General features: G+C 69.4%; 7 protein-coding genes. All 7 read right to left on the reverse strand.

The features are described 5' to 3' along the window. Positions 1 to 50 precede the first annotated feature (50 nt). The 7 genes from QRN07_RS09545 to QRN07_RS09575 all read right to left on the reverse strand — a co-directional run bounded on the left by QRN07_RS09545 (position 51) and on the right by QRN07_RS09575 (position 11312). Positions 51 to 1796 carry a serine/threonine-protein kinase gene (locus QRN07_RS09545; RefSeq protein ID WP_050685413.1) on the reverse strand — a complete coding sequence of 582 codons (1746 nt, stop codon included), beginning with the start codon at positions 1794 to 1796 and terminating at the stop codon, positions 51 to 53. After that, entirely contained in the window at positions 1793 to 3829 is a 2037-nt protein-coding gene (locus QRN07_RS09550) for an FHA domain-containing protein (RefSeq protein ID WP_285240927.1), read from the reverse strand. The genes QRN07_RS09545 and QRN07_RS09550 overlap by 4 nt, the downstream gene beginning before the upstream one ends. Next, the gene (locus QRN07_RS09555; protein ID WP_050685411.1) at positions 3816 to 4745 is read right to left on the reverse strand and encodes a PP2C family protein-serine/threonine phosphatase; all 930 of its coding nucleotides are present in this window, start codon (positions 4743 to 4745) and stop codon (positions 3816 to 3818) included. Before QRN07_RS09555 ends, QRN07_RS09550 begins: the two co-directional genes overlap by 14 nt. Then, the gene (locus QRN07_RS09560) at positions 4742 to 6052 is read right to left on the reverse strand and encodes an RDD family protein (protein ID WP_285240928.1); all 1311 of its coding nucleotides are present in this window, start codon (positions 6050 to 6052) and stop codon (positions 4742 to 4744) included. The genes QRN07_RS09555 and QRN07_RS09560 overlap by 4 nt, the downstream gene beginning before the upstream one ends. A 311-nt stretch (positions 6053 to 6363) precedes the next feature. Further along, on the reverse strand, positions 6364 to 8955 hold the full coding sequence (locus QRN07_RS09565; RefSeq protein ID WP_285240929.1) for a transglutaminase TgpA family protein: 2592 nt from the start codon (positions 8953 to 8955) through the stop codon (positions 6364 to 6366). Further along, positions 8952 to 10283 carry a DUF58 domain-containing protein gene (locus tag QRN07_RS09570; protein ID WP_285240930.1) on the reverse strand — a complete coding sequence of 444 codons (1332 nt, stop codon included), beginning with the start codon at positions 10281 to 10283 and terminating at the stop codon, positions 8952 to 8954. Before QRN07_RS09570 ends, QRN07_RS09565 begins: the two co-directional genes overlap by 4 nt. A gap of 57 nt (positions 10284 to 10340) precedes the next feature. Then, positions 10341 to 11312: an AAA family ATPase gene (locus QRN07_RS09575; protein ID WP_056599057.1), complete on the reverse strand. Its 972-nt coding sequence runs from the start codon at positions 11310 to 11312 to the stop codon at positions 10341 to 10343. Between the last annotated feature and the right edge of the window lie 67 nt (positions 11313 to 11379).

Consider the following 11379-nt stretch of genomic DNA (forward strand, 5'->3'; position numbering starts at 1 on the left):
TTCAGGGCCAAACTTCGTGGTGTTGACGGTGCCGTGTGATGGACTGTGCGTCAGGGCCCCGTGCAGGCGATGGAGGGTGCCTCCATCGGTGAAAACGCCCCGTCGGTGCGGACGATCATGACCTGGACGCAGGTCTGTCCGGAGGGGTTTGGCGTGACCTTGACGGGGGGCGCCTTGATGGACTGGAACTCCCCGCCCCCGCCGCCGATGGTGTACACCTTCCACTTGTAGGTGTCCCCCGGTTTGGGTTGCGGGTTCTCCCACGTGAAGCTGGCCTGGCCGCCGGCCAGTGTTCCGGCGAGCTTTTCGACGTCGGGAACGGTGCCGTTGTCCAGGGCATCGGCGGGTGGCTTATTGGGTTCCTGGCTGGCCACGGTTTTGGGCGTCTCGGCGGCGGCGTTGGCCATGACCACGCCCACCACGACGGCGGCAGCCAGCAGCGTTCCGCCTGCGACAGCCAGCCAGACGTTGCGTTTGCCGCGTTCCGGGGCCGGCGCGGGCTCCTGCGGCGCGGTGGCCGCAGGCCGCTGGACGGTGGCGTCTTCAGGTTCCGGACCGGTACCGGCAGCAGGCGCTGCGGGCCGCAGCACCGTGGATTCGTTGTCGTCGGCTGCGCCGGCCGCAGCGGTTCCTGCGGGGTCCGCACGGAAGAGGTGCGCAGGAACCTGCGGCGCCTGGTTGGCTGCCGCTGTTGCCGCGGCGGCGGGGTGCCAGGGCGCGGCGGGTCCCGGCGTGATGCCCGACGGCGGCGCGGCGGGGGCAGGGGCGGCAGGACCGGTGAAGGCGGCCGGGTTGGCGGTGGTGGGCCGGGTGCGGGCAGGGAAGGTGGGGGCACTTCCGGTGCGTTCGGGGTCGATGCTGGCGATGCTCCGGACCCGGGTTTCCTCCACGCCGTCGTCCGGGTGGTCCTCGTCCTGGTGTGCTTCTTCCAGGACCTCGAAGGGGGTGACGGAGAGGTTGAGTTCGGCTTGGATGCGCTGCAGGGCCAGGGCGAAGGCGTGCGCCGAGGAGTAGCGCGACTGGGGAAGTTTCGCCATGGCGGTGGCAAGGGCCAGTTCCAGGGATTCCGGCACGTCGGCCCGGCCCAGGCGTGGCAGCGCCATGCTGGAGATCCGGCTGATCAGTTCCCGCTGGGAGTTGTCCGCGCCGGGCATCACAAAGGGCGACCGGCCGGCCAGCAGCGTATACAGCGTGGCGCCCAGGGCCCACACGTCCACCATAACGCCGTCCACGCCGCCATCCGCGAACTGCTCGGGCGGCGACCACGGAATGGACATGCCGGCGTCGTCATCCGAATCGTCCGCGAGGGTGCCGGAGATGCCGAAGTCCGTCAGGGCAGGCCGGTTGTAGTCAGTCACCAGGATGTTGGCGGGTTTGATGTCGCGGTGGGCGATGCCGGCCCGGTGGGCGGTTTCGACGGCGGACGCCACCTGGATGCCAACGGCCAGGACCTCGTCCACGCTGAAGCGCTGCCGCCGGTACCGCACGTCAAGGCTGGGCCGGGAGCAGTACTCCATGGCCAGGTAGGAGTGGCCGGCCTCGGTGACCTCGGCCTCGTAGATGGTGACGATGTAGGGGTGCGAGGACAGCTGGGCCATCAGGTTGGCTTCGGACTCGAACCGCCGGCGGGCGCCTTCGGTCTTCAGGTCGGAGAGCAGCACCTTGACGGCCACCTTGCGGCGGGGCCGGTCCTGTTCGTACAGGTAAACGTCGGAGAACCCGCCGGAGCCCAGCAGGCTGACGTAGGTGAAGCCCGGGATGAGGGGCGGCGGCGCCACAGGCCGTTTGGAACTCAAGGAATCTCCTCAAAACGCAGCGAGATGTTATCGCCCAGTTCGGCGATGTCACCGTCAAGGAGGATGGCCATCTCGTTCTGGGCGAGGCGGCGGGGCGGCTGGCCTTCCCGGACCAGGACGGTGCCGTTGGTGGCTTTCAGGTCACAGAGCATCACGTGCCAGCCCTCCAGCCGGACCTCCACGTGGGATCGGGAAATGTCGCCGCCCGGACTGGCCACCTGCACCAGCCGGGGCATCACGCCGCCCTGTACCCGGGACACGGAAGGCTGTCGGCCGATCACCAGGGACTGGTCAAGGTCCACCAGTTCGCCGGTGGACACGCGCATCCGGCCCAGCCGGGGGCGGGCCACCTGGACGGCGTCCGGCAGCAGCGCGGCGCCGCACTCCGAGCACTGGGCGCTGGTGGGCGGATTGGCGTGGCTTTGGGCGCAGACCCGGGCCAGGACCACAGGGCCTGCCGCCGGATCCGTCCCGGCACCCGGCGCCGGAGCCGGCGCGGACCGGCCCTGCACGCTGCTTTTCATCACCGTCTGGCCGTCGTGGTCGCCGTCAGGATCGCCGCTGATGGGGTCAGCGGCGCCGGGCTGGTTGAAGGTGCCGGGCTGGTTGAAGGTGCCGGCCTGGTCCGGGGTAGCGGGCTGTTCCGCCGCAGGTTGAATGGCGGCAGGGGCGGGCTGGTGCGCCGGGACCTGGTCCGGGGCAGGGGCAGAGCCGGTTCCCGCGGTGCGCCACGGCACCGAGTCGATCAGCAGACTGGCCGGCTTGGCAGCAGGAACGGGAGCCGCAGCGGGCGCCGCGACGGGCACAGGCAGCGGGTCCTTCTCTTCCGCTTCGGCCGCCGGCGGCACAACGGGCTCTGCCTGGTTCTCTTCGGCGTCCGGGTCCTCCCGGACCGCGGCGTCCTCGATGCTCCGCATGACGGTCCGCTCCCACAGGTGGTCGTAGGAGCCGGTGGGTTCGCTTTCCACGGCCACGGCAGCAGGAGCGGCAGGTGGCGTTGCGCCGCTGGAGGCGTCGCCGGGGGCATCATGGCCGGAAGCAGGCTCGCCGGGGGCGTCGCCTAAGACATGCCCGCCGGGGGCTTCGTCGCCGGCGGCATCGTCCGGAAGGTCATCGTCAGGGATGCCGTAGACCGTCTCACCGGAGGCACCATGCTCCGGCAGGATGGTCAGCGCCGAGGCTTCAAGCTCGGCTGCTTCGGACTCTGCTGTTTCGGACTTTGCCGTTTCGAGGTCGGCCAGGTCAGGAGCAGCCGTTTCGGGGTCAGCCAGTTCAGGAGCAGCGGTTCCAGGCTCAGCCGTTCGTGGCTCGACCGCTTCAGATTCAGCTGTTCCGGGCTCCCCTGCCTGACGATTGGCTCCGACAGGGGTTTCTGTTTCGGGGATTTCTGTTTGGCGGCTCTCCGCGCCCGGTTCAAGGGCATCGGCCCCGCCCGCAGCCGGCGCCTGCTCCGCTGCGTCTTTGGCATCACGGGCGTCACGGGCCGCTGCACCTGTTTCCGGATCCGGCCGCGCGGCGGGTTCAACGGCGATCGCAACACCTCCGATCGCGGCACCGACAGCCTGGCCCACCGCAATGGCGGGGGTCCCGGCGTCGAGGGTCAACGCAAGCGACTGCAGCAGGACCACGCCTTCGTGCAGGGGCAGGTCGGGCAGCTCCGGACCGGCCCCGCCAGGGATGGCAAGCCGGCACTTGACGGCGGCGTCGAACCGTCGTTCATTCCAAGTGGTCACGTCCAGGCCGTCCACCTCGACCGTCCCGGCGGGCAGCTCCACAGTGAGGTCCAGGCCGCCGCGGAGGAACACGCGCAGCGGGCCGGTGAAATCCAGGATGCCAAAGGCGGGGATCTGCGCCAGTGAACCGCCGGAGCTGCTGGTGACAGCGTGCAGCACCTCATGGACCTGCGGCTGGCCTGCCAGGAGGTTCCACAGGGTGCCGGCCAGTGCCGGCGGCGAGTCCGGGCCCAGCAAGACGGCGGTACGCGAGCGGACAACAGCCACCCAGGTGCCGGGCCGGTAACTAGCGGCGGTCATCGTGGGCCTCTCCGTTGCCAGCGGCCCCGTCAGGAGCCTGCTGCGGGATGGGCTGCGTGGTTGCCTGCCGGGTGGCCTGCGAGCGCGGCAGCGTATCCTGCTCCTCAGTGTCGGGGTTGTGGCGGGGTGCGGTGGTAGCGGCGCCGGCGTCGTTCAGGACGTTGCGGGCGTCCACCACGATGACCGTGATGTTGTCGCGGCCGCCGCCGCGCAGTGCCGCCTGGATGAGGGCATCCGCGGTGTCCTGCGGAGTCCCCCCGGAGCTGAGGACGCGCAGGATCTGCGGGTCCGTCAGTTCGGCGTTAAGCCCGTCGGAGCAGACAAGGACACGGTCGCCCTCCTCCACGGGGAGCAGCCAGAAGTCAGCTTCGGTTTCGTCGCCGGTGCCCAGGGCACGGGTCACCACGTGCCGGCGCGGATGGACGGTGGCCTGTTGCGCGGTGATCTGGCCGGCGTCCACCAGTTCCTGGACTTCGGAGTGGTCCACGCTGATCTGCTCGAACTGTCCCTGGCTGAGCCGGTAGGTGCGGGAATCCCCGATATTCATGACCAGCCAATACGGCATGCCCATCTGTTCCACCACCACCGCCCCGGTGAGGGTGGTCCCGGCGCGGGCGCCGGTGGCTTCGCGGATGGAAGTGTCCGCACGGACCAGGTACTGCTGCAGGACCGCTGCGGTGACGGTGCGTTCGCCGGTGGCAAGCTGCGGGATGGCGGCAAGGGCCCGGACGCACATGCCGCTGGCAATCTCGCCGGCCTCATGGCCACCCATACCGTCTGCTACGGCAAAGACGGGGTCCGAGGCGATGTAGGAGTCCTCGTTCAGCTCCCTGCGGAGCCCCCGGTCCGTGCCATGGCCATAGTCCAGGCTGAGGCCCGGCCGGAGGGAGGAAACGCTGGCGGGCTGTTCGTTCATGCTTGTCCTAGGTAAAAGGTCCGGTCACCGAAGTGGATGCCGGATCCGGGTGTAACGAACGTGGGAACGCCGGGCGCCAAGGGTGTGCGCCGGCCGTCCGGTGCGGTCACGGCGCTGCCGTTGGTGGAGTTCCGGTCCGTCACCCAGACACCTGCACCGTCGGTCAGGAGGTGCAGGTGGGTTTTGGAAATGGAGCGGCCGGGATCGTCCACGGCCAGCAGCTGTGCATGCTGTTCGCCGGCCGAACCTACCGGGTTGCGTCCCACAAGGACGTTCCGGTCCAGCTGGAAGTCCCGGCCGTCGTCGAGCCGGACCCGCAGGACCGCCGCGGGTGCGGGGGCTGCGGTACCGGCGGCCGCGGTGCCGTGCCGGATTTGGGTGCGTTCGACGTCGTCGTCCGGGTGGCCCTGGAAGCCGCTCCCGGCTGGGCCGTGGCTGCCCGCCGGGGCTGCGGCGGCGTGGGGGCCGGCCGGCGCGAAGGGTGCCGGCTGGACGGGCGCAGCAGGCTGGCTGGCTGCGGGCTGGATAGGCGCAGCAGGCTGGCTGGCTGCGGGCTGCGCAGGCCGGCTGGCTGCCGGCTGGGCCAGCGGAGGCTGCGGCTGGGCCGTGGGTGCGGCCGGCGCCTGGACAACGGCTCCGCTGGCAGGCCGGACACCGGCTACGGGTGACTGGACCTGCTGGACGGGCGGCAGGTCAAGAGGAGCGAAGCTGTACGGGCCCTGGATCCCGCCGCTGGTAATGGGGTTCCGGCCCGCCTTGACGTCGAACACCAGGGTCTTGGCAGCCGCGTCATGCCAGCCACGCACCCCGCCGTTTTTGTCCCACCTGTTGGAGATAACCACCAGGACGGCCCACACGGCGGCCAGCAGCTGCAGCGGCCCAAGGATCAGCAGCGCAGCATCAAACCATTTGAAGACCACCACCAGGACGGCGGCGATCAGGACCAGCACGGCTCCTGCCCCGGTGATGATGCTTCGCAGGAACACCGGGCCGGCGCCTGGCGCATACCCGTCATTGTCGGCGCTGCGGATTCCCAGCAACAGATTGCCCGGCGTTTTTCCGGTGCGGGCTTCCAGGCCCAGGAGGACAAAAAGGTACACCAGCGCCAGCCCGGTTCCGATGCCGCCGAACAGCACCACCGATCCGGTGTCGTAGGTGATGAACCCGCCGCTGCGGGTCCGGGTCACGCCGGCGAAGCCGATGCTGAACAGCACGGCCGGCACAACGAGGGGGAAGAGCCAGTCCGTCACGGCAGCACCGAGCCGCTTGCCCGCCGTGGCCGGTACAAGCTGAAGGTTTACTGCCATCCGGGTTCCTCCCCCTGGAACGTTGCTGGTTGTGGCGCCGGGCAGGTTTCTGCCCGGTTGCCCGGGGCCCGGACGTGCCATGCCGCCGGCGTGGGCCGGGAGCCTTTCCACTACCGGGATAGTACCGGGAATCCCTGGCCCGTGCGGCGCGGACGGACCCTGCGGGACATCAGCACCGGCGGCCTGGCCGTACTCCTGGTTACGCGTGCTGCGTGCTGCCCGGTTGGGCAGCGGCGCCCCGCAGGCCGTGCAGAACGCAGCGCCGGTGCGCTGCAGCTGCTGGCAGCGGGGGCACCGCTCGGCTTCAGCCGTCACTGCGCCACCGGTCCCTGTGGCTGGGGTTCGATGCCGGCTCCGGGCTGTTGGGCGTCCGGTGACGGCGGCTGGTTTCGGGCTGCAGGTTCGCCGCCTGCGGGTTTGCCGCCTGAAGGCGTCCCGCCGGCCGGTGCCGGCTGTTTCCGGCCCCGGCCGCCCAGTGCAGTCCGCGCGTCGGCCAGGAGGGAGCGCGGCGAGAACCTGGCCTGCTGCCGGCGCCAGAAACCCACTGTTGAGGTGATCTCCTTCAACGATCCGTCCACAATGCTCCAGTACTCCCGGACGTCCTCCTCGCTGGGTTCGCCCGCACCGAAGATGGACGCATCGGCGCGCCGGGCCAGCTTGGTGGTGGTGCTGCCGCTGGCGGGGAACGCGTCCGCCAGGACGGCGGCACTTTCCCGCCGCGTGGACTTGGTGTCGACGGCGGCACCCATGTCGGTGGCCAGGCTCATCACCTCACTCCATCCGCCGCCCACCCGCTGCGCGGGGTGACCGGCCCTGAAACGCGACTTCCGGCGTCGTGATTTCAACAGGGCGATCAGCAGCAGCGGGAGTGCCAGGACGGCAATCGGGATGGCGGCGATGCCCAGCGCACCGAGCAGCGCACCCCAGAACAGCCACGGGTTGTCCTTTTTCTCGTCCGCGTCGAGCGCGTCCGGGGAGGAATCCGGGGGCAGGTCCGCGGGCTCCTGCGGCGGGGGCGGGGGCTGCAGCACCTGCGGCTTGGGCTTGGACTTGTTCTCCGGGTCCGGCGGGATGGGGACGTTGTCCTTGGGCGGGGTGGGGTCGAAGCTGACCCAGCCCACGCGTTCAAACGCCACTTCAACCCAGGCGTGCGCGTTTTTGCCGGTGATCTTCACTTCGCCGGCACCGTTTTCCGGGCTGGTGGGATCCGGGTAGAAGCCCATCACCACCCGGGACGGGATCCCCAGGTGCCGCAGCATCAGGGACATGGCCACTGCGTACTGCTCGTCGTCGCCCAGCATCTGCTTGGCGGTCAGCAGGGTCCGGATCCTCGCGGCGCCGTGCCCCGAAACGCTGGGCAGCTGGCCCTCGCTGACCAGCCCGTTGCTGAACGCACCCGTCTTCTGGAAGTGCGCCTCGATCTGGCGGACCCGGTCGATCGCGGTGGGTGCATCGGCGGACAGGTCGTTGGCCTGCGAGCCCACCACGGGCGGGACCTCCAGGACGTCGGGAAGCGAAAGTCGGGCAAAGTCGTACTGGGTCAACTGGCCGTGCTCCAGCTTCACGGGTTCCGAGACCTGCACCCGGTAGGAATCGCCGCGGGAGAGTTGGTTGGTGGTCACGGCGGTATCGGTGCCGGCGTTGAAATAGAGCCCGGATGCCGCGGCGGAGGCATTCTGGTCAAAACTCAGGCCGGTGGTTTTCCGGCCGCCGGGGACAAAAAAGCCCTGGTAGTCCTCGACGCTGATGTTGATGGCGTAGTCGTTGGTGGGCACCACGCCGCCGGAATCGGCGAGGGTATTGATGGACTCGGTGTCCCCCACCTTGCTGAAGTTGCCGGACCCGTTGGGGTCCATGGTGTAGTTGGTGCCGTTGAAGGAGTCCAGGGCACCCAACCGGACGCGGCCGTCGCGGGGCAGGCCCTTGACCACAAACAGGGTGTCGTCCTTCTTGTCCTTCACATAGGTGCGGAAGCTGGCCAGGGGCGTGATGTAGTCCTTGGGGTCAAACGGCGGGACTACGACGTTCCGGAGGACCCGGCGCTCGTCGTTGGCGGTGACCAGCGGCGCGGCAAGGGTGGTGACGCCCACGCTGACGGCGATGACGCCGGCGGCCATCCCCAGCCGGCGGAGCTGCGCACGGCGGGCGGTCCCGGCGTCGGTCTGCGGGTTGTTCACTGCCACCTTGCGGGTGCTGTTCCGCCGGAGCGCGTCGCGGCGGAACGTGGCCCAGGCGATGCCCAGGACCGTGAGGCCGATGCCGCGCTCCAGGGTGAGGAAGGCGGCGTTGGTGCTGAACGCGATCCCGGTGACAAACAGCACCAGGACGGGCAGCAGCGGGAAGTACGGGCTGCGGGTCCGCCAGGTCAGGATGCCCGCCACCAGCGCAGTGATAAGGGAGCTGAGGAACGGGACGATCAGCACGCCGCCGCCGGTGCCCACCGGCACGCCCACCGTGAGCATGTCCTTCCAGGCGAACACAACTCCGGGCAGCAGGATCCGGAGCGAGTCCAGGGTGGGGACAAAACCGGCGATCGCGGAGTCCGGGACGGCGAAAAGGGTACCAAACACCAGGTAGGCACCCAGGGCGAGGGCCGTGGTGATCAGCAGCCCCAGCCGCAGGTGCGCGTTCAGGGCCGCGATGGCCAGGCCCAGGACAATGCCGCCGAAACCGGAGACCAGGTAGTAGGCGTCGCCGCCGAAGCTCAGGCCGAAGCCCAGCAGGCCCAGTCCCAGCAGGACGGCCAGGGCCCCGGCGTCGAGCAGGAAATGCCAGGCCGGCTGGCCGGTGGCGAAACCGGATTCCGGCCCGTTGGTTGCCCTGCGGCTCCGGGCGCGTTCCTGCGGGATGCTGCGGGCGGCTTTTCTGTTGGTGCGGGGGCGTTGGCCCGGTGCGGTGCTCATGCTGCCGCCTTTCTCAGCACGATGGCCAGGTCGGACAGGTCGCCCAGGGTCAGGACCGTCAGTTCGGCGATATTGGCGCGGGTGGGGGCGGCGCCGGCTTCGATCCTGACGGCCAGGCTCCGGACGCCGGGCGGCACGGAGGCGGCCGCTTGCCGGAGCTGGCCGGCGGTGACGTTGCTGCCCACCACAAAAAACACCACGGAGGCGTTGGGCACGGTGTCCGCCAGGGTCCTGGCCAGGTCGACGGCGGTGCGCCGCATCGGTGTCCCGACGATCCGGGTCATGTCATCGAGCATGTTACGGCCGGTTTCGCAGCGCAGCGGTCCTTTTTGGGTCAGGACATCGAGCTCGCGCTGTTCCCGGATGGCCTGCCGGCCAATGGATGCAGCCGCCGAGATGGCCATCTCGAATTCGGCCTCGCCGGCGTATTCGTCGGTGTTGATGGAGAGCGAGATGGCCAGGTGCGCCCGGCGGGTCTCCTCGAACTGGCGGACCATCAGCTTGTTGGTCCGGGCCGTGGTCTTCCAGTGGATGTGCCGGCGGTCATCCCCCGGCACGTAGTCCCGCAGGGCGTGGAAAGAAACGTCTGCGCTGGAAAGGTCGGTGGTGGGCATGCCCTCCAGGTCGCGGATGAACCCTGCGGCGGAGCCTGCCAGGGCCACGGTCCGCGGATGGACAAAGAGGTCCTCCGGCGCGGTCCACAGGACCTGGCGGCGCAGCAGGTGCAGCGGATCGGCCCGGACGGACCGGACCGGGCCCACCACAATCACGGCGCGCCGGGCGGTCGGAATGGTGAAGAGGTCCTCGTGGACCTGCTGCGGCTTCATGCGGGGCAGATGGAACACGGCCGTCGCGCTGCCGACGGGCAGTTCCAGTGCCGCCGGCAGGAGCGGGCGGGCGGACGTGTTGGACACGGCGATGCTGCCCACGGCGCTGTCGCCCACGGCTACCCGGGTGCGGGCCAGGTCCAGCACCACACCATAGGAGGAGCGGCCCAGGATGAAGGCCACGGCCACCACAAAGAGGACAAACGCGGCGATGGCTGCTGCTTTGGCTTCCTGCCAGCCGAACGCCTGCCCGGTCCACCAAAGGAGCACCGCGGCGGCCAGCACGGACCACCCCAGAACGCTCACCACGGACAGCACCGGCCAGGGGTACTTCAGCCACAGTTGCCGGACGGTGCGCCAGGCCGGGGCAAGGACCAGCCCTGCGGTGTTGGTGGCTTCCGCCCAGACGGCGGAAGGATGCAGGGCGGTGGGGCGGCCGTTCCGCAGGAAGGGCCGCTTCAGGCGCTCCGCGAGCCTGGTCACCGGGGTACCGCTGGACATATGTGTGCCTTCGTTTGGTGCGCTGGTTGAAAATGGTGCCGGGGGTACGACGGCGGGTCAGGCGTGGGTGCGCTGCTGCGGGGCGGCGACGTCGGCCAGGATGCGCGTCAGTACGGCTTCCGGAGTGGCGCCGGAGAACTCGGCTTCGGCGTCCATCACAAACCGGTGGGTCCACACAACGGCGGCCAGTTCCTTGATGTCGTCAGGCAGCACAAAGTTCCGGCCCTGCGCGGCGGCCCAGACCTTCGCGGCGCGGACCATGGCCAGGGCACCGCGGACGGAGACACCCAGCCGGGTTTCGGGCGCGGAGCGGGTTTCCTCGCAGAGCCGGGAGATGTACTCCAGTACTGCGGTGTCCACGTGGACCGTGGCGGCGAGGTCCGCCATGTCGGCCACGGCGGAGGTGGTGATCACGGCGGACAGGTCCTGCGAGCGGTCCTTGAGGTTGGCCCCGCCCAGCAGCCGGACGGTGGAGGCGTGGTCCGGGTAGCCGATGGAGGTTTTGATCAGGAACCGGTCCAGCTGGGCCTCGGGCAGCCGGTAGGTGCCTGCCTGCTCGATCGGGTTCTGGGTGGCCATAACCATGAACGGCCGGCCTGCGGAGTGGGTGATGCCGTCCACGGTGACCCGGGACTCTTCCATTACCTCGAGCAACGCCGACTGGGTTTTCGGGGATGCACGGTTGATTTCGTCGGCCAGGACGATGTTGTTGAAGATCGGGCCCTTGTGGAACTCGAACTTCTGCGTCTTCTGGTCGTAGATGGTCACGCCGGTGACGTCGGAGGGCAGCAGGTCTGGCGTGAACTGGATCCGGTTGTTGGAACCCTGGACCGTGGCGGCCAGGGCCCGGGCCAGGGAGGTCTTGCCGGTCCCGGGGGCGTCCTCGAACAGGACGTGGCCTTCAGCCAGCATGGCGGTGAAGGTGAGCCGGATGACGTGTTCCTTGCCCAGGACGGCCTGGCCAACGTTGGTAACGAGCTTTTCAAAAGTGTCGGCAAACCATTCGGCCTGTTCGGTGGTCATGGTCATGATGGGTTCCTTTTTGTCTGGGTTCGTAGGTGGGGACCGGTGTGCCGGTCCCTGGGTGCAGGGCGGT

The sequence above is a fragment of the Pseudarthrobacter sp. MEB009 genome (assembly GCF_030208875.1).
GTDB lineage: Bacteria > Actinomycetota > Actinomycetes > Actinomycetales > Micrococcaceae > Arthrobacter.